The organism is Haloechinothrix halophila YIM 93223 (assembly GCF_000504245.1).
Classification (GTDB): domain Bacteria; phylum Actinomycetota; class Actinomycetes; order Mycobacteriales; family Pseudonocardiaceae; genus Haloechinothrix_A; species Haloechinothrix_A halophila.
The window spans coordinates 2,472,941-2,491,879 of sequence record NZ_KI632509.1 but is presented as its reverse complement, the minus strand read 5'-3'; the positions used below and the strand labels follow the sequence as shown (position 1 = coordinate 2,491,879).

At 70.5% G+C, this 18,939-nt stretch carries 17 protein-coding genes; 2 read left to right on the top strand and 15 right to left on the bottom strand.

What is annotated here, in order from left to right; translation table 11 throughout:
* The first annotated feature begins 117 nt into the window (after positions 1–117).
* Positions 118–393, top strand: coding sequence for a hypothetical protein (locus AMYHA_RS11340; protein WP_157362031.1), 276 nt, complete (start codon positions 118–120; stop codon positions 391–393).
* A gap of 12 nt (positions 394–405) precedes the next feature.
* Here the strand turns inward: AMYHA_RS11340 and AMYHA_RS11335 are convergent, their stop codons facing one another.
* From AMYHA_RS11335 to pyrR, 15 genes are all read right to left on the bottom strand, one after another.
* Entirely contained in the window at positions 406–1,830 is a 1,425-nt protein-coding gene (locus AMYHA_RS11335; protein ID WP_051399770.1) for an RsmB/NOP family class I SAM-dependent RNA methyltransferase, read from the bottom strand.
* Entirely contained in the window at positions 1,827–2,756 is a 930-nt protein-coding gene (gene fmt / locus AMYHA_RS11330) for a methionyl-tRNA formyltransferase (RefSeq protein WP_034270791.1), read from the bottom strand. Before fmt ends, AMYHA_RS11335 begins: the two co-directional genes overlap by 4 nt.
* Before the next feature lie 108 nt (positions 2,757–2,864).
* Positions 2,865–4,952: a primosomal protein N' gene (locus tag AMYHA_RS11325; RefSeq protein WP_157362027.1), complete on the bottom strand. Its 2,088-nt coding sequence runs from the start codon at positions 4,950–4,952 to the stop codon at positions 2,865–2,867.
* Positions 4,952–6,157: a methionine adenosyltransferase gene (gene metK, locus AMYHA_RS11320; RefSeq protein WP_196776874.1), complete on the bottom strand. Its 1,206-nt coding sequence runs from the start codon at positions 6,155–6,157 to the stop codon at positions 4,952–4,954. Before metK ends, AMYHA_RS11325 begins: the two co-directional genes overlap by 1 nt.
* Positions 6,158–6,250: 93 nt before the next feature.
* Positions 6,251–7,483: a bifunctional phosphopantothenoylcysteine decarboxylase/phosphopantothenate--cysteine ligase CoaBC gene (coaBC, locus tag AMYHA_RS11315; protein ID WP_034270788.1), complete on the bottom strand. Its 1,233-nt coding sequence runs from the start codon at positions 7,481–7,483 to the stop codon at positions 6,251–6,253.
* Positions 7,484–7,519: 36 nt separating this feature from the next.
* Positions 7,520–7,792, bottom strand: a complete 273-nt coding sequence (rpoZ, locus tag AMYHA_RS11310) for a DNA-directed RNA polymerase subunit omega (protein WP_034270785.1) — start codon at positions 7,790–7,792, stop codon at positions 7,520–7,522.
* Between the two features lie 138 nt (positions 7,793–7,930).
* Positions 7,931–8,500, bottom strand: a complete 570-nt coding sequence (gene gmk / locus AMYHA_RS11305; protein WP_034270783.1) for a guanylate kinase — start codon at positions 8,498–8,500, stop codon at positions 7,931–7,933.
* Positions 8,497–8,814, bottom strand: a complete 318-nt coding sequence (mihF, locus tag AMYHA_RS11300) for an integration host factor, actinobacterial type (protein WP_034270781.1) — start codon at positions 8,812–8,814, stop codon at positions 8,497–8,499. The genes gmk and mihF overlap by 4 nt, the downstream gene beginning before the upstream one ends.
* Before the next feature lie 427 nt (positions 8,815–9,241).
* On the bottom strand, positions 9,242–10,066 hold the full coding sequence (pyrF, locus tag AMYHA_RS11295; protein ID WP_034270778.1) for an orotidine-5'-phosphate decarboxylase: 825 nt from the start codon (positions 10,064–10,066) through the stop codon (positions 9,242–9,244).
* On the bottom strand, positions 10,063–13,389 hold the full coding sequence (gene carB / locus AMYHA_RS11290) for a carbamoyl-phosphate synthase large subunit (RefSeq protein WP_034270775.1): 3,327 nt from the start codon (positions 13,387–13,389) through the stop codon (positions 10,063–10,065). The genes pyrF and carB overlap by 4 nt, the downstream gene beginning before the upstream one ends.
* Positions 13,389–14,540 carry a glutamine-hydrolyzing carbamoyl-phosphate synthase small subunit gene (gene carA, locus AMYHA_RS11285; protein WP_231104704.1) on the bottom strand — a complete coding sequence of 384 codons (1,152 nt, stop codon included), beginning with the start codon at positions 14,538–14,540 and terminating at the stop codon, positions 13,389–13,391. Before carA ends, carB begins: the two co-directional genes overlap by 1 nt.
* The gene (locus AMYHA_RS11280; RefSeq protein WP_330760649.1) at positions 14,537–15,109 is read right to left on the bottom strand and encodes a PH-like domain-containing protein; all 573 of its coding nucleotides are present in this window, start codon (positions 15,107–15,109) and stop codon (positions 14,537–14,539) included. The genes carA and AMYHA_RS11280 overlap by 4 nt, the downstream gene beginning before the upstream one ends.
* Positions 15,110–15,117: 8 nt before the next feature.
* Positions 15,118–16,425 carry a dihydroorotase gene (locus AMYHA_RS11275; protein WP_231104700.1) on the bottom strand — a complete coding sequence of 436 codons (1,308 nt, stop codon included), beginning with the start codon at positions 16,423–16,425 and terminating at the stop codon, positions 15,118–15,120.
* A complete protein-coding gene (locus tag AMYHA_RS11270; RefSeq protein WP_034270773.1) occupies positions 16,418–17,353 on the bottom strand; it encodes an aspartate carbamoyltransferase catalytic subunit in 936 nt (311 codons plus the stop codon). The genes AMYHA_RS11275 and AMYHA_RS11270 overlap by 8 nt, the downstream gene beginning before the upstream one ends.
* Positions 17,350–17,943 (bottom strand): bifunctional pyr operon transcriptional regulator/uracil phosphoribosyltransferase PyrR, encoded by a 594-nt coding sequence (pyrR, locus tag AMYHA_RS11265; RefSeq protein ID WP_034270770.1) that lies wholly within the window; start codon positions 17,941–17,943, stop codon positions 17,350–17,352. The genes AMYHA_RS11270 and pyrR overlap by 4 nt, the downstream gene beginning before the upstream one ends.
* A gap of 420 nt (positions 17,944–18,363) precedes the next feature.
* Between pyrR and bldD the strand changes: the two genes are divergently transcribed.
* Positions 18,364–18,855: a transcriptional regulator BldD gene (gene bldD / locus AMYHA_RS11260; RefSeq protein WP_034270768.1), complete on the top strand. Its 492-nt coding sequence runs from the start codon at positions 18,364–18,366 to the stop codon at positions 18,853–18,855.
* Positions 18,856–18,939: the final 84 nt, after the last annotated feature.

The window sequence follows — 18,939 nt, the reverse complement described above, 5'->3', positions numbered from 1 at the left end:
CGGCAGCGCACTGTCGCCAGCATGACGTCCGCACCGTCGCCGCCGCGACAGACGGCAACGCCCCACGCGGCGACGCTGAGTTCCTCACCACTCTTTGAGTCACGAAGGAGCGAAACGATGAGGTACTTAGCGAAACTCAGTGCCGCCGCCGGTATGGCGGTCGCGATCGGCGTCCTGCAAGCACCAGTGGCCGACGCCCTCCCCACCGGGCCGATCCTGCGGTATTGCGAGTGGGGCGGCAAATACTACAAGCCCGGCTCCGAGATCGAGGTCACATCTCCCGACGGGACGGTCACGACGTACCGCTGCGACCCGGACGGCACCGGCACCTGGGAGAAGGTCAGTTATTCCTTCTCGTACTGGTCCTGGTACGGCTACATGGCCTACCCGTAACGGGCACGATGCTCACCGCGTCTTACGCAGCAGCGCGCAGAACATCGCGTCCGTGCCGTGGCGGTGTGTCCAGAGCTGGACGAACGGGCCGTCGCCGAGGTCGGGCATGTCGGGGAACTGCTCGCGGGCGTCGAGGATCTCCGCGCCGTTGCGGCGGGCGACCTCGCGGACGACACCGTCGGTCTCGGCCAGGTGCGGTGAGCACACGACGTAGGCCACCACGCCCCCGACCCGCACCAGATCGAGCGCCGACGTCAGCAGCTCAGCCTGGAGCCTCGTCAGCCCAGAGACGTCGGACGGCTGCCGCCGCCAGCGCGCCTCAGGACGCCTGCGCAACGCGCCGAGCCCGGTGCAGGGCGCGTCGACCAGCACGCGGTCGTAGCCGGGGTTCAGACCGGAGTCGCGACCATCGACGACGTGCACCGTCACCGGGAGGTCCGCCGTGGCGTACTCCACGAGCTTCGCGCGGTGCTCGGCCTGCTCCACCGCATCGACCGTCGCGCCCTGGATCGAGGCGAGCGCGCCGAGCAGCGCCGCCTTGCCGCCGGGTCCGGCGCACAAGTCGAGCCAGCGTTCGTCGGACCCGTCCACCGGCACGGTCGTGACCGCTCGCGCGCAGAGCTGGCTGCCCTCGTCCTGCACGGCGGCAAGTCCCTCGCGCATCGGTTCGGAGTCCGCCAGGTCGCCAGAGCCAGGCGGCAGCCGCACCCCGTACGGCGAGTACGGCGCGACGTCGCCACCGGTGATCGCCGCGAGTTCGTCGGCACTGATCGCGCCTGGCCGCGCGACCAGGTGGACGTCGGGGCGGGTGTCATCGGCTTCCAGTGCCGCGGTCAGCTCATCGCCCGAGGTGCCCAACGCCTCGGCGAAAGCCCGCGCGATCCAGCGGGGGTGCGCGGTGCGCAGCGCGATGTTGCCGATCCTGTCCTTCTCGGGCGTCGGCGCGAGTTCGTCCAGCCACTGCTGCTCGTCCTTCTCCGAGATCCGGCGCAGCATGGCGTTGACGAAACCGGTGACGTACGAGCCAGCCGCGCCTCGCGCCAGGTCCACGCTCGACGCCACGGCGGCGTGTTCCGGCACCCTGGTCCGCAGCAACTGGTATGCGCCGAGCCGCAGCACATCGAGAACCGCGGGATCCACACTGGACAGTCCACGATCGCTACACGAGGCGATGATCTCGTCCAGCAGTCCCCGCGCGCGGCAGGTGCCGTAGGACAGCTCGGTCGCCAGCGCCGCGTCGCGCCCTGTGATGCGGCGTTCCCGCAGCATCTCGGGTAGCACCAAGTTGGCGTAGGCGTCGCGCTCGCTGACCGCGCGCAGCAGATCGAACGCGGCCTGGCGCGGTGGGTCGACCTTGGGCGGTGTCCGGGGCCCTTCCTTGCGGCGGGCGGGGCGGCTCCGGTCGGGGCGGGATGGCTTTCGTCGGTCATAGCTCATCGGAGCCGTTCTCCTTCGTCGATGCGAGTGCCGCGCGCCCAGTCCTCCGCAGCCATCCGCTTCTTGCCCTGTGCCTGCACCTCGGTCAGCTCCACCGGGTCGGTCGCCGTGCCGACTAGCACCCGATGCCGCTCCGCGCGGATCTCGCCCGCGTCGAGGCCATCGGTGTCCGTTGCGATGCGCACCGGCCCGAGCTTGAGCCGCTCACCTCGGAACTCAGCCCACGCACCTGGCTCCGGCGTCACCGAGCGCACGTGCCTGTCCACGGCGACAGCGGGTGTGTCGAACGCGATGTGCGCCTGCTCGACGGTCACCTTCGGTGCGTAGCTCCGGCCGTCTTCCGGCTGCGGCACCGCGCGCAGCGTGCCGTCCTCAACACCGTCCAGTGTGGACCGCAGCAGCACCGCGCCGGACTCGGCGAGTCTGTCGAGCAGCACGCCAGCGGTGTCGTCGTCGCGCACCGGCTCGGTCACGACGCCGTACACCGGGCCCGCGTCCAGCTCGGGCACGATCTGAAACGTCGACGCACCGGTAATCTCGTCGCCCGCCTTGATCGCGGCCTGCACCGGGGCCGCGCCGCGCCACGCGGGCAGCAGCGAGAAGTGCAGGTTGATCCAGCCGTGCGTGGGGATGTCCAGCGTGGCCCGCGGCAGCAACGCACCGTACGCCACCGTCGGGCACGCGTCGGGCGCCAGCTCGCGCAGCCGCGCGCGGAAGTCCTCGTCGCCTGCCTTGGCGGGGGTGAGCACCTCGATGCCGTGCTCGTCGGCGGTCGCACCGACCGGTGAGCGCACCAGCTTGCGCCCTCTGCCCGCCCGCGCGTCGGGGCGGGTGACAACGGCGACGACCTCGTGCCGCTCAGACTCGAGCAGGGTGAGTAAGGATGGGACTGCCACCTCGGGCGTCCCCGCGAAGACCACACGCATAGTGCGGTCGAGTCTACGTGCGGCGACCACGGGCGCAGCGCGGCGGCTATGCGGGTGTGACCCGGACCGGTGGCGGGATCGTCCGGCGGTCGTCTGGCGCGGTCTCGATCAGATTGGGCTGAGCGGGTCGAGCCGCACCCGCACCGTGTCCGGTTCCTTGCGCGCTCCCCTGCCAGCCTGCAATGCGGCGAGCGCGGCGGCGAGCGCCTTGCCGTCCGCGTTCGGTACCCGAAGCAGCACCCGTTCCAGCTCGCGCTGCTCACCGTGCCGGTCAGGGCGTGGCGGCGTCATCACCGGCACTGGCCCGAGCACCTCGGCGGATTCCGGCAGCGTGACCTCGTCCAGCGCGGCGGCAAGCGGTTCCGGTTCACCTTCCAGGCTGGCCATCCGCACGGCGGGCGGGAATCCGAGCTCACGTCGTTCGGCGAGTTCGCGTTCGGCATGCCAGGCGGGGTCCCATCGGATCAGTGCCTGCACCGGCACCAGTGCGACATCGGCACCGACGATGACCCTGCCGCCCTGCTCGCCGGGCCGCACCAGCGCGGCGGCGGTCATCCAGCGGCGCAGCGTCTCCTCCCCCGCCCGCAGGTCTTGCCTGCCGAGCAGGGCCCAGCCGTCCAACAACAGCGCCGCGCCGTAGCCACCGCTGGCGACCGGCTCCGCGCCGGGCGTGGCGATGACCAGCGCGGCGGAACCGTCGACGTGGGCGAGCACCTCGGTGCCGCCGGAGGTCCGCACGGCGACGCCGGGGAACGCCCTGCCCAATTCCTCAGCGGTGCGGCGCGCGCCGATCACCTGCGCCCGCAACTGCGCGGAACCACACGCGGAGCAGCGGAACCGCGACTCCGGCACGCCGCACCAGCGGCAGGCCGGCGCCCGTGCGACGTCCTGGTGGCCGTCCTGCTGACCGGCGGGCACGGCGAGCGGCCCCGCGCAGCGGCGGCAGCGGGCCTGGGTGCGGCACGACCCGCACGCCAGCGACGGCACGTAACCGCGCCGGGGCACCTGCACCAGCACCGGGGCGTCGTTCTTCAGCGCGGCTCGGGCCACCTCGAACGCGACGGCGGGCAGCCGCGCGGCGCGGGCGGCCTCGTCGCGCGCCAGGTCGAAGTCCTCCCCGAAGCCGGTGACCCTCGGCGCGCGGGCGCGCAGGCTGGCGCGGTCTGGGACGACAGGATGCGCCCAGCCGCTCTCGACGAGCAGCTGCGCCTCCGCCGTGCGGGCGAAGCCAGCGACCAGCAGGGACGCGCCAGACAGATGCGCGCGTTGCACCAGGACGTCGCGCACGTGCGGGTAGGGCGCGCGGGGTTCGGCGTGCAGATCGTCACCGTCGTCCCACACCACGAGCAGCCCGAGGTCGGTCATCGGCGCGAACATCGCCGCGCGGGTGCCGACGACGACCCGCGCGATTCCCCTGCGGACGCGCAACCAGCGGCGGTAGCGCTCGGCGGGTCCTAGGTCGGCGGAGAGCGCGACGACCTGCTGCTCCCCGAGCTGGGCGGCACACGCGGCATGCAGCCGAGCGACATCTCGGTAGTCAGGGACGACAATGACGGTGCCCCTGCCGCTTGCGGCGACGGCGGTGGCCGCCTCGGCGAGCCGAGCGGGCCAGTCCTCCCCCGGCAACGCCTGCCACACGGCGCGTGCCCGCGCGCCGCCGCCGAGCGCGGTGAGTAGCGCGGCGCCGTGCCGGTAACCGCCCCAACCGTCAGACACAGCGTCAGGAGTGCCAGACACAGCGTCCTGAACGTCAGACACAGCGTCAGGAGTGCCAGACACAGCGTCCTGAACGTCGGACACGGCTTCTTTTTCCACCTTGGCGTGGCGGGGCGGGATCGCCAGCCGCAGCACGTCGACCATGGTGCCCGCGTACTTGTCCGCGACCGCGCGAGCGAGGGTGGCGATCTCCGGGGACAGCACCGGCTCTGGCGAGACCACCCGCTCCAGGTACGCGAGTCGTCCGGTGTGGTCGGTGGTGTCCGCGCGCTCGACGAGGTAGCCGTCGACGAGCTGGCCAGCGAACCGCACCCGCACCCGGCAGCCGACCACGGCGTCGTCGTGCTGGGTGTCGGCGACGCGGTAGTCGAAGGTGCGGTCCAGATGCGGCAGTCCGACGTCGACGTAGATCCGCGCGATGGGCAGCGACGGGGCCGGGCGCCGCTCCCCCTTGCGCGTCGCTCGCGCGGTGGCCGTCATCAGCCGCCCGCGGCCTGCTTCAGCGCGTCGGCGCGGTCGGTGCGTTCCCACGGCAGGTCGACGTCGAGGCGGCCGAAGTGACCGTAGGCCGAGGTCTGCGCGTAGATCGGGCGGAGCAGGTCCAGGTCGCGAATCAGCGCGGCGGGCCGCAGATCGAACACCTCGGTGATGGCCTGCTGGATCTTGGCCGGGTCTACCGTTTCGGTGCCGAACGTCTCCACGAACAGCCCGACCGGCGCCGCCTTGCCGATGGCGTAGGCGACCTGTACCTCGATGCGGCTGGCCAGCCCCGCGGTCACAGCGTTCTTGGCGACCCACCGCATCGCGTAGGTGGCGGAACGGTCGACCTTCGACGGGTCCTTACCGGAGAAGGCGCCACCACCGTGACGGGCCATGCCGCCATAGGTGTCGACGATGATCTTGCGGCCGGTCAGACCGGCGTCACCCATCGGGCCACCGACGACGAACCGGCCGGTCGGGTTGATCAGCACCCGTGTGTCGCCGGAGTCCAGTGCCAGCTCGGCGAGTTCGGGGGCGATCACCTGCGCCCGTACATCGGCGGCCAGCGTGTCGAGGTCAATGTCCTCGGCGTGCTGGGTGGAGATGACGACGGTGTCCAGCCGCACTGGCTGCTCGCCCGCGTACTCGATGGTGACCTGCGTTTTGCCGTCCGGTCGCAGGTAGCCAAGCACGTCGTTCTTCCGCACGGCGGCCAGCCTGCGGGACAGCCGGTGCGCCAGCGCGATCGGCAGCGGCATCAGCTCGGGAGTGTCGGTGCAGGCATAGCCGAACATCAGGCCCTGGTCACCCGCGCCCTGGCGGTCCAGCTCGTCGAGCTTGTGCTCCAGCCGCGACTCATAGGCGGTGTCCACGCCCTGCGCGATGTCGGGCGACTGCGAGCCGATGGCCACGTTGACCCCGCAGGAGGAGCCGTCGAAGCCTTTCGCCGAGGAGTCGTAGCCGATGTCGAGCACGGTGTCCCGCACGATCGACGGGATGTCCGCGTAGGCCTCGGTGGTGACCTCGCCCGCGACGTGCACCTGGCCGGTGGTGATCATGGTCTCCACCGCGACCCTGCTCTGCGGGTCCTGGGCCAGTAGCGCGTCCAGCACCGAGTCGCTGATGGCGTCACAGATCTTGTCCGGGTGGCCCTCGGTCACCGACTCGGAGCTGAATAGCCTGGTCTGCGATGCGGTCACGGTCATGCCTCGATTCTTCTGCCTGCGATGGCGAATGCCGCGCGAGCCCGCGCTTGGGATCAGATTACGCGATCGAACCCCGGTGATGTCGCGAGTGCATCACGGCTGGCGCAGCGAGGCGACGGCGTCCCACACCGCGGCGGCCAGTTGCGACTTCGAGCCGAACGGGATAGCGATCTCGTCGCCATTCGCGGCGAGTAGCCAGCCCGCGTTGTCTTCCACCTCGAACGCCCTGCCCTCCCCGACGGCGTTGACGACGAGCAGGTCGCTGCCCTTGCGGCGCAGCTTGGCGCGCGCGTGATGCAGCACGTCGCCGGTGCCGTCACCCGTCTCGGCGGCGAACCCGACGATGATCTGCTCCGGCCGCCGGTGGCGCACCAGCTCGGCGAGCACGTCCGCGTTGCGCTCCAACGCCACCGGCGCTGGCTCGCCCTCGGTTTTCTTGATCTTGTACTGGGCCAGCTCGCTCGGCCGGAAGTCCGCGACGGCGGCCGCCATGACCACGACGTCGGCCTCGGCCGAGACGTCGAGCACGGCATCTCGCAACTGGGCGGCGGTGGACACGCTGACCAGGTCCACCCCGGATGGGGTCGGCAGCGACACGCTGTGCGCGGCGACCAGGGTGACCCGTGCCCCGCGAGCGGCGGCCACCCGCGCCAGCGCGTAGCCCTGCTTGCCGGACGAGCGGTTGCCGAGATAGCGCACCGGGTCGAGCGGCTCCCTTGTGCCGCCCGCCGAGACGACGACGTGCATTCCGGTGAGGTCGCGCGGCAGCGCATCGGGATTGGCGAGCAGCAGCTGCGCGAGGTCGGTGATCTCGGCGGGGCTGGCCAGCCTGCCCTTGCCGGTGTCGACGCCGGTGAGCCTGCCGACGTCCGGATCGGGCACGATCGCGCCCCGCTCCCGCAGCGTCGCGACGTTGGCCTGCGTCGCGGGATGCTCCCACATCTCGGTGTGCATCGCGGGGAAGAAGACCACTGGGCAGCGCGCGGTGAGCAGCGTGTTGGTGAGTAGGTCGTCCGCGAGGCCGGTCGCCGCTTTGGCGAGCAGATCAGCGGTGGCGGGCGCGACCACGACGAGGTCCGCCTGCTGGCCGGTGCGGACGTGCTCTACCTCGGGCACGTTCGAGAACACCCCGGTGTGGACCGGGTTGCCGGACAACGCCTCGAAGGTGGCGGCCCCGATGAAGTTCAGCGCGGCCGCGGTCGGCACGACCTGGACGTCGTGGCCGGACTCGGTCAGCCCGCGCAGCACCTCGCACGTCTTGTACGCCGCGATGCCACCGCCGACGCCGAGCACGACGCGGGCGGCCGGGCGCGGCTCACGAGCCATGGAGTGTCCTGAACTCATCGGGTGAGCCGCTCGGGCTCACTCGCCTTCGGTGTGCTCAAGCAGGCCGGAGTGGATCTCCCGCAGCGCGATGGACAGCGGCTTCTCCCTCGGGCCGGGCTCGACCAGCGGGCCGACGTACTCGAGCAGGCCCTCGCCGAGCTGCGCGTAGTAGTCGTTGATCTGCCGTGCGCGCTTCGCCGAGTAGATCACCAAGGCGTACTTCGAGCTGACCTTGTCGAGCAGGTCGTCGATCGGCGGGTTCGTGATGCCTTCGAGCTTGTCGCCCGACAGACCAAGCGTGGTGGTCACTCGCAACGCTCCTGTGCTGAAGTCGTGGGTGTGGCGCCCCTGTCCGGGACGTCTCCGGCATACCAAGAAGGCCGAAGCGGATCGACGGGCATACGCTTGCTCAACTGCCCGTGGGATCTGCTGAGGCCGGATTGGTATCTACGGACACAGTAAGGTTAGCAACTGCTTGACGGTCCGCTGCAGGTCGGCGTTAACAATGACCTCGTCGAACTCTTTCTGCGCCGCCAACTCCTGCCTGGCCGTCTCCAGCCGCCTGCTCACGTCGGCTGAGGACTCGGTGCCCCTGCCGACCAGCCGGTCGACCATCTCCTCCCAGCTCGGCGGGGCCAGGAAGACCAGGATCGCCTCCGGCATGGCCTTGCGAAGCGACCGTGCGCCCTGCAGGTCGACCTCGACCAGGGCGGGCAGCCCCTCAGCGAGCCGCCGCTCGATCGGCGCCCTCGGTGTGCCAGAGCGGTGCAGGCCACCGTGGATCTCGGCCCACTCGAGCAATTCGCCCTCGGAGATCATCCGGTCGAACTCGGCGGCGTCGACGAAGTGGTAGTCCTTCCCGTCGACCTCGCCTGGCCTGCGCTGCCGGGTGGTGGCCGACACGCTGAACCACAGCTCGGGGTACGCCTTACGCAGCTCGCTGACGACAGTGCTCTTACCAACGCCGGCGGGGCCGGCCAGTACAACCAGCCGACCCCGCTGCCGCGAATGCGTCACTCGCCGCTGAACTCGGCGAGCAGCGCCTTGCGCTGCCGCTCACCGAGGCCGCGCAGCCGCCTGCTCGCGGCGATCTCAAGCTTCTCCATGGTCTGCTGAGCCCGCACCTTGCCTACGCCGGGGAGAGCCTCGAGCAGGGCGGAAACCTTCATCTTGCCAAGGATCTCGTCCTCGTCTGCCTGCTTGAGCACGTCGGCAAGGGTGGTGCCGCCGCGCTTGAGCCGCTCCTTGAGTTCGGCGCGTGCCCGGCGAGCGGCAGCAGCCTTCTCCAGCGCAGCAGCACGCTGTTCCTCGGTCAGCTGGGGAAGTGCCACGATGTCCTCCGATTGAAATCTGGTCGCTTCGTCGACGCGACGGTACCTACCCGCGACCTGCGACTACAACGCGGGGTATGCGTCGTGAGCTGCGTATGGTCGCGCTGTGTTGTTGCTATCGGGTCGCCGAATCAGCCCCGCAGCACCCATGGGTCCGCGCGGCGAGTGCCGGTCCGGCCACGCCCATTGCTCGCGAAGCAACATACCGGGAACCGATGCGGGACCGGACCCCCGGTGTTGATCTTCGTCTGCGCCGGGCGCGTGCGCGTTCAGGTGACGCGCACGCGCAAGACTAGCGGCAATACCACGGTTGTGGGGCACTGGCAGGTCGTCAATTGCCGAGGTGTCGGCCATATCTCGCCAGTGGCACGTGTGAACCGGCCAACGGTGGTGACAGCGAGCGGCGCACTGCCGCAACACCGGCAGGTCAATCCCCCGGCAGGGTCGCCGCCACGCGCGCCACGGCGGCCCGCAGCGACTCGATGTCCGGCCCGTGCCGCAGGATGTCCCGCGAGGACGTCGGCAGTACCCCGGCCAGCTGGCCGCCGAATCGCCGTGTGAGGTCCTCGGCGGTGGCGCCCTGCGCTCCGAACCCGGGGGCCAGCACCGGCCCGTTCAGGCGGGTCAGGTCGAGTCCGTGATCGGCGGTCGCGCCGACGACGACCCCGACATCGCCGAGCGGCGCCACTCCCGCGTTGTGCTCGGCGGCCGCGTCCACCACCGCCTGTGCGGTGGTGCGACCGTCGGTGCTGGACACGGTGGCGAGCTGCACCTCGCCGCCCTCCGGATTCGACGTCCGCGCCAGCACGAATACGCCCCTGCCCTGCTGCTCGGCACGGTCGATAGCTGGGGCGAGCGAGCCGTATCCGAGGTACGGCGAGAGCGTCACGGCGTCGGCGGCGAGCGGCGAGGCGTCGTCCAGGTAAGCGCGGGCGTAGGCGGCCATGGTGGAGCCGATGTCCCCGCGTTTGACGTCGAGCAGCACCAGCGCGCCCGCCTCCCGGCAGGACGCGATGGTGCGCTCAAGTACCGCGATGCCCGCCGAGCCGAACGCCTCGAAGAACGCCGACTGCGGCTTGACCACGGCCGCCTCCCCCGCGATCGCCGCGACGCAGCGCTGCGCGAACTGCGCGAGCCCGAACGCGTCGTTCGGCAGGCCCCAGGCGTCGAGGAGCTCGGGATGCGGGTCGATGCCAACGCACAGCCGTCCCCGCGCGGCGACGGCCTCGGTGAGCCGCTGGCCGAACCTCACGCCTGGGCCGCCTGACCGGCGCGCAGCGCTGCCTGCAGCTCCTGCAGCGAGCGGACGCCGATCTCACCGCGAATCGCCGCCTCGATGCCATGCACGGCCGCCGCCGCGCCCTGGATCGTGGTGATGCACGGGATGTCGCGGGAGACGGCGGCGGTACGGATCTCGTAGCCGTCGATGCGCGGTCCGCTGTTGCCGTACGGGGTGTTGATCACCATGTCCACCGCACCATCCAGGATGATCTGGACGATATCGCGCTCCCCCGCGCTGGAGCCCTCGCTGTGCTTGCGCACCACCGAGCACGCGATGCCGTTGCGCCGCAACACTTCGGCAGTGCCCGCCGTGGCCAGCACCTCGAAGCCCAGGTCGGCCAGCCGCTTCACCGGGAAGATCAGCGAGCGCTTGTCCCGGTTGGCCACCGAGACGAACACCGTGCCCGAGGTCGGCAGCGGGCCGTACGCGCCTGCCTGCGACTTGGCGAACGCCTCGCCGAACGACGCGTCAACGCCCATCACCTCGCCTGTCGACTTCATCTCCGGCCCGAGCAGCGAGTCGACGCCGTGGCCTTCCGGCGTGCGGAACCGGTGGAACGGCAGCACCGCCTCCTTGACCGACACCGGCGAGTCGGGCGGCAGCGTGCCGCCGTCGCCACGAACCGGCAGCACCCCGGATGCCCGCAGCTCGTCGATGCTCGCGCCCAGCATGATCAGCGAGCACGCCTTCGCCAGCGGCACCCCGGTCGCCTTGGACACGAACGGCGCGGTCCGCGACGCCCTCGGGTTGGCCTCGAGCACGTAGAGAACGTCGTCCTTGAGCGCGTACTGCACGTTCAGCAGCCCGCGCACGCCGACGCCCTTGGCGATCGCCTCTGTCGAGCGCCGCACCGTCTCGAGGTCGGTCGCCCCGAGCGTGATCGGCGGCAGCGCGCAGGAGGAGTCACCCGAGTGCACCCCTGCCTCTTCGATGTGCTCCATCACGCCGCCGAGGTAGAGCTGCTCGCCGTCGTAGAGCGCGTCGACGTCGATCTCGATCGCGTCGTCGAGGAACCGGTCCACCAGCACCGGGTGCTCCGGGGTGACCTCGGTTGCCCGCTCGATGTAGCCCTCGAGATGCGCCTCGTCGTAGACGATCTCCATGCCGCGCCCGCCGAGCACGTAGGACGGCCGCACCAGCACCGGGTAGCCGATCTCGTCGGCGATCCGCTTGGCGCCCTCGAACGAGGTCGCGGTGCCGTACTTCGGGGCGGGCAGTCCTGCCGCGTCCAGCACGGCGCCGAACGAGCCCCGGTGTTCGGCGAGGTGGATCGCTTCCGGCGGGGTGCCGACGATCGGCACGCCCGCGTCGGCGAGCCGCTGCGACAGCCCGAGCGGCGTCTGCCCGCCGAGCTGCACGATCACCCCGGCCACCGTGCCGGACTCCTGCTCGGCGTGCACCACCTCGAGGACGTCCTCGAACGTCAGCGGCTCGAAGTAGAGCCGGTCGGAGGTGTCGTAGTCGGTGGAGACGGTCTCCGGGTTGCAGTTGACCATCACGGTCTCGTACCCGGCATCACGCAGTGCGAGCGCGGCGTGCACGCAGGAGTAGTCGAACTCGATGCCCTGCCCGATGCGGTTCGGGCCGGACCCGAGGATCAGCACCTTCTGCTTCTCGCGCTGCGGCGCGATCTCGCTCTCCGCGGCGGGGTCGAACTCGTACGCCGAGTAGTGATACGGCGTTTTGGCGGCGAACTCGGCCGCACAGGTGTCGACCGTCTTGTACACCGGCCGCACGCCGAGCCGGTGCCGCAGCGTGCGCACGCCGTCCTCGCCCGCCAGTTCTGGCCGCAGCGCGGCGATCTGGCGATCGGACAACCCATAGCGCTTGGCTCTGCGCAGCAGCGGCTCGTCCAGCACGGCCGCGTCGACGATCTCCGCCCGCAGCTCGACCAGCGACAGGATCTGGTCGATGAACCACGGGTCGATGCCGCTGGCCTCGCTGACCTGCGCCACGCTCGCACCGAGCCGCAGCGCCCGCTCCACGGTGTAGATCCGGCCGTCGCGGGGTGTGCGCAGCGCGTCCAGTGTGGCCTCGACGGTGGCCCCGTCTGGGTCTGGCTGGGTCCAGAACCCGATGGCCTTGGTCTCCATGGACCGCAGTGCCTTGCCGAGCGCCTCGGTGAAGTTGCGGCCGAGCGCCATCGCCTCGCCGACACTCTTCATCGTGGTGGTCAGCGTCGGGTCGGCGCCGGGGAACTTCTCGAAGGCGAACCGGGGCACCTTCACGACGACGTAGTCCAGCGTCGGCTCGAACGAGGCAGGCGTCTCGCCGGTGATGTCGTTGGTGATCTCGTCGAGGCTGTAGCCGATCGCGAGCTTCGCGGCGATCTTGGCGATCGGGAAGCCCGTCGCCTTGGACGCCAGCGCGGAGGACCGCGACACCCTGGGGTTCATCTCGATGACGACCATGCGGCCGGTCTCGGGGTGGAACGCGAACTGGATGTTGCAGCCGCCGGTGTCGACGCCGACCTCGCGGATCACCTTGATCCCGATGTCGCGCATGTGCTGGTACTCGCGGTCGGTGAGCGTCATCGACGGCGCGACCGTGATCGAGTCGCCGGTGTGCACACCCATCGCGTCGAAGTTCTCGATGGAGCAGACGACGACCACGTTGTCGTGGTGATCGCGCATCAGCTCCAGCTCGTACTCCTTCCAGCCGAGCACGCTCTCCTCGATGAGCACCTCGGTGACCGGGCTCTCCTCCAACCCGAAGGACGCCATGCGCTCCAGGTCCTGCTGAGTGTGGGCCATGCCGGAGCCCAGCCCGCCCATGGTGAACGACGGCCGGATGACGACCGGCAGCCCGACCTCGGCGACGGTCTCGTGCACCTCGGCCATGGAGTGACACACCCTGCTGCGCGGCACCTCGCCGCCGATGGTGCGCACGATGTCCTTGAACTTCTGCCGGTCCTCACCGCGCTGGATCGCGTCGATGTTGGCGCCGATCAGCTCCACGCCGTACTTCTCGAGCACGCCGCGCTCGTCGAGGGCGACGGCGGCGTTGAGCGCGGTCTGCCCGCCGAGGGTGGCAAGCAGCGCGTCTGGCCGCTCGGCCGCGATGACCTGCTCCAGGAAGTCCGGCGTCACCGGCTCGATGTAGGTCGAGTCGGCGAACTCCGGGTCGGTCATGATGGTCGCCGGGTTGGAGTTGACCAGGCTGACGCGCAGCCCTTCCTCCCGCAGCACCCGGCAGGCCTGCGTGCCCGAGTAGTCGAACTCGGCAGCCTGGCCGATCACGATCGGGCCGGAGCCGATCACGAGCACGTGCTCGATGTCTGTGCGCTTGGGCATTACTTCACGGCCTCCATCAGGGTCGCGAACTCGTCGAACAGGGGTGCCGCGTCATGCGGGCCCGCCGCGGCCTCGGGGTGGTACTGCACCGAGAACGCGGGCACGTCCAGCGCCCGCACCCCCTCGACGCAGCCGTCGTTCGGGCAGTAGTGGCTGACCATCGCCTTGCCGTACGGCGTGTCGAATTCGGTGCCCGGCTCGCCGTCGAGGGCGAAGCCGTGGTTCTGTGCGGTGATCGCCACCTGCCTCGTCGCCACGTCGATCACCGGGATGTTGATGCCCCGGTGGCCGTAGCGCAGCTTGTAGGTGCCCATGCCGAGCGCGCGGCCGAGGATCTGATTGCCGAAGCAGATGCCGAACAACGGCAGCTTCCGCTCGAGAACCGCCTTCGTCAGCTCGGTGGCATGCGTGGTGGTGGCGGGATCGCCGGGTCCGTTGGAGAGGAACACGCCGTCCGGCGAGACGGCGAGCACGTCCTCGATGCTCGACGTCGCGGGCAGGACGTGGACCTCCATGCCGCGCTGCGACATCATCCTCGGCGTGTTCGCCTTGATGCCGAGGTCGAGCGCGGCCACTCGGAACCGGGTCTCGCCCTGCGCGGGCACCACGTACGGCTCGCGGGTGGTGACCTCACCGGCCAGGTCGGCGCCGGCCATCGGCGGCGACTCCAGCACGTCGGCGACCATCTCGTCCACGCTCGCCATGCCGTCACCGGAGAACACCCCTGCCCGCATGGCGCCCTGCTCGCGCAGGTGCCGGGTCAGGGTGCGGGTGTCGACACCCGCGATGCCGACGATGCCCTGGTTGGCCAGCTCGGTGTCGAGCGCGCGCTTCGAGCGCCAGTTGGATGGCACTCGCGCCGGGTCGCGCACCACGTAGCCAGCGACCCAGATGCGAGACGACTCGTCGTCCTCGTCGTTCCAGCCGGTGTTGCCGATCTGCGGGGCGGTCTGCACCACGATCTGCCGGTGGTAGGAGGGGTCGGTGAGGGTTTCCTGGTAGCCGGTCATGCCGGTGCAGAACACCGCCTCGCCGAGTGCCCTGCCCTGGGCGCCGTAGCCGGTGCCCCGGAACACGCGCCCGTCTTCGAGCACGAGAGCCGCCGGAGGGGCGGCCGATGTCGCGGCGGACAGGCCGACGGACTCTGTCACTGGGTCTCTCCCTTGTCGTCGCTGAAATCGTGGGTGGCTGGTGCGGCCGGTGCGGTGGCCGTGGCGCTGTCGGTGGCCAGCTCGGCGGGCCGTTCCGGGCGCAGCGCGGCGATCCAGTCGGCGTAGGCGCCACGGTCGTCGCCCCGGAAACCGGTGTCCACCTCGGTGTCGCCGTGCTGCCAGGTGATGACGAGCAGGCCGTCCGTGCCCATCACCTTGCCCGCCATGCCGCGCGCGGTGGTGACGTCGAGGATGGCCTCGGTCGCGATGAACAGGTCCCGCGCGCCGCCCCGGTTGGCCACCACGCCTGCCGGGTGGCGTCGCAGCGTGGCAGGCCCGCGCCAGCCGACGCCGTAGGCGACGATGCGCTCCTGCCAGCGTCCCGCCGCGGTGGTGGCGACGTAGATGCCGGTCATGGCCGCGATCGGTTCGCCGAGATCGTCCGCCGCTGGCACCGGCGGAAACGGCGCGTACCTGGCGCGCTGCGCGGTTGCCTTGCGTCGCCAGCCCCACCACATGGCGGCCGCGCACAGCACGAAGAACCCGATGACCAGCAGGGTCATTATCATGCGCTCCACTACCGGATCCTCCCATCACGCGCGGTCACACGCCCGCGCAGCAACGTTGTCGTGACCCGCGCGGGAAGCTCCATCCCCTCGTAGGGGGTGTTGGCCGCGATGCTGGCGAACTCGGCGCCGCGCACGGTCCAGCGTGCCTCCGGGTCGACGAGCGTCAGGGAGGCCGGTTCACCCTCGGCGATGGGCCTGCCCTGGTCGGCGAGCCGCGCGATCTCGGCGGGCCGTTCACTCATCACCCGCGCGACGTCGCGCCAGGTCAGCAGGCCGGGCCGCACCATCGTCTCGGCCACGATGGACAACGCGGTCTGCAGCCCGAGCATGCCCGGCCGGGCCGCCTGCCACTCGCAGTCCTTGTCCTGCTCCGCGTGCGGGGCGTGGTCGGTGGCCACGCAGTCCACGACACCCTCGGCGAGGGCTTCCCGCAGTGTCTTCGCGTCGGCACCGGTGCGCAGCGGCGGGTTGACCTTGTTCACCGGGTCGTAGGTTTCGAGCCGGTCATCGGTGAGCAGCAGGTGATGCGGGGTGACTTCGGCTGACACCTGCGTGCCGCGTTCTTTCGCCCAGCGCAGCACGTCCACCGTGCCGGACGTCGACACGTGGCAGATGTGCAGCCGTGCGGCGGCGTGCGCGGCGAGGATGCAGTCGCGGGCGACGATCGACTCCTCGGCGGAGGCGGGCCAGCCGGACAGCCCGAGCCGGGCGGCCTGCGTGCCCTCGTGCGCCTGCGCACCGACCGTGAGCCGGGGTTCCTCGGCGTGCTGGGCGATGACCGCGCCGAGCGCGCGGGAGTACTCCAGTGCCCTGCGCATGATCAGCGGGTCGTGCACACACAGGCCATCGTCGGAGAACATCCGCACCCGAGCGGCGGACTCCGCCATGGTGCCCAGCTCGGCGAGCTTCTCGCCGTTGAGTCCGACGGTGACCGCGCCGACCGGGTGGACGTCGACCAGCCCCGCGGCCTGCCCCGCGCGGTGGACGTGCTCCACGATCACCGCGTTGTCGGCGACCGGGTCGGTGTTGGCCATGGCGAACACGGCGGTGTAGCCGCCGAGCGCGGCGGCGGCCGAGCCGGTGGCGACCGTCTCGGTGTCCTCCCTGCCCGGCTCGCGCAGGTGGGTGTGGAGGTCGACGAACCCGGGCAGCAGCACCTGGCCGTCGGCGTCGATGACCTCGGCGCCATCGGGTGGGGTGATGTCCGGGGCGATCTCGGCGATCACGCCGTCGGCGGCGAGGACGTCCACCGGCTCACCCTCGCCGTAGCGGCGCACCCCCTTGAGCAGCACGGGCTGGCTGGAACGATCAGGCACTCTCGGCTCCTTCGGACGCGAGCAGGTGGTAGAGGACGGCCATGCGCACGTGGACGCCGTTGGCGACCTGGTCGGTCACCAGCGCGTTCGGCGCGTCGGCGACGCGCGAGGCGATCTCCATGCCGCGCAGCATCGGGCCCGGGTGCAGGATCACGGCGTGCTCGGGCAGCAGCGCGGCGCGGGCCTCGCTGAGCCCGTAGCCGATGGCGTATTCCCGCGCCGAAGGGAAGAAGCCGCCGTGCATCCGTTCGGCCTGCACCCGCAGCATCATCACCGCGTCCAGGCTGGGCAGTTCGGCGTCGATCTCGTGGGAGACGGTCACCGGCCAGGTCTCGATGCCCTGCGGCAGCAGCGTGGGTGGGGCGACAACCGTCACCTCGGCGCCGAGGCAGGTCAACAGGTGCACGTTGGAGCGGGCGACGCGGCTGTGCAGCACGTCGCCGACGATGCCAATGCGGCGGCCGTCCAGTGAACCGAGCTTCTCCCGCAGCGTGGCGGCGTCCAGCAGCGCCTGGGTGGGGTGCTCGTGCATCCCGTCCCCCGCGTTGACCACGGCGACCGGAGAGTCGGCGAGCCAGTGCGCCAGCCGCTGCGCCGCGCCGGACGCCGGGTGGCGAATGATCACGCAGTCCGCGCCCGCCGCGGTGAGCGTGAGCGCGGTGTCGCGCAGCGACTCGCCCTTGCCGACCGAGGAGCCGCCCGCCGAGACGTTGATCACGTCGGCGCTCATCCACTTGCCAGCCAGTTCGAACGACACCCTGGTGCGGGTGGAGTTCTCGTAGAACACGGTGATGACGGTGCGCCCGCGCAACGTCGGCAGCTTGCGGACCTCCCTGCCGAGGAGCGTCTGCTTCAGCCCGTCGGCGGTGTCCAGCAGCTCGGTGATGGTGTCGCGGTCGAGACCTTCGGCGGCGAGCAGATGCCTCACGCCTGGTCCTCCTCTCGCGCCGCGCGTAGCAGCACGGCATCGGAGCCGTCGACCTCGGTGAGCAGCACCGAGATGTCCTCGGCGCGCGAGGTGGGCACGTTCTTACCGACGTAGTCGGCGCGGATCGGTAACTCGCGGTGGCCACGATCGACGAGCACGGCGAGCTGCACCGCCTTGGGACGTCCCTGGTCACGGAGCGCGTCCAGGGCGGCCCGGATCGAGCGGCCCGAGAACAGGACGTCGTCGACCAGGATCACGATCTTGCCGTCGATGCCGGACTCCGGCATGCGGGTGCGCTCAAGGGGGCGGGTGGGCCGGTGCCGCAGGTCGTCGCGGTAGAGGGTGATGTCGATGCTGCCGTGCGGCACGGAGATACCGGAGAACTCGGAGATCCGGTCGGCGAGCCGGTCCGCGAGCGGCGCGCCGCGCGTGGGGATGCCGAGCAACACTGGGGGCTCGGTGTCCGCTCCCACGGCGGTCTTTTCGATGACCTGGTGGGCCATCCTGGCTACGGTGCGCGCGACGTCACCGGCGGAGAGCAGTTCTCGCTCTACCGCCGCATCCGTCGCATCGCGTGATCGCGACGCCACGTTCGACTCCTTCCCCGCCTCACTGGACGGGTCGTTAAAGGACTCCGGTTCGGTGTTCGGTTGTGCCGGCTCGGCGCTCGCGCGCTACCGTACGACTACCCCACAGACCGTAGCAGGGGCTTCCACTCAGCCGTCCGGGTGGTGTATTCGTGTTAGTCCAATTACCCCAGAAGATCGGGTTGACCTGGTGACGACATCGGGTAACCATTACGCTGAGTATTCGACCAGGGAAGGCTAGCCACCCCCGAAGGCGGAAATCGGGCGAAAATCGGTCTATGACCAGCACCGATGACCGTGCGTGGACCGTCAGCGGTGACACCGCACCCGGCGGAGCCGGCTCGCCCGACCACGTCGGAAGGACACAGGGAGTGCCCGCCGCTCACCAGAGCTGCGGGGTGCAGGAAACGGAGATATGAGCATATGGGCGATTACGCCAAGGCGCTCGGGGCCAAGCTCCGCGGGATCCGGCAACAGCAGGGCCTCTCCCTGCATGGTGTTGAACAGAAGTCGGGCGGGCGGTGGAAGGCCGTCGTCGTTGGTTCCTACGAGCGTGGCGATCGTGCCGTGACCGTCCAGAAGCTCGCGGAGCTGGCCGACTTCTACGGGGTTCCCGTCGTGGAGCTGCTGCCGGAGGGGCGGGTGCCGTCCGGAGCGGAGCCGGCCACCAAGATCGTGATCAATCTGGAGCGACTGCAGCAGCTGCCCGCGGAGAAGGTCGGTCCGCTCGCCCGCTATGCGGCCACGATCCAGAGCCAGCGCGGCGACTACAACGGCAAGGTGCTTTCCATCCGCACCGAAGACCTGCGTTCGCTGGCGATCATCTACGACATGACCCCTGGTGAGCTGACCGAGCAGTTGATCGACTGGGGCGTGCTGCCGCCGGAGGCGCGGCCAGCCAAGGACGACGCGTGATCGCTGCGGTGATCACGTGATCGCCTGATCACCGACGCCAGCTCAGCTGGCACCGGTGATCGGCCGCCCCGCGCAGGGGGCGTA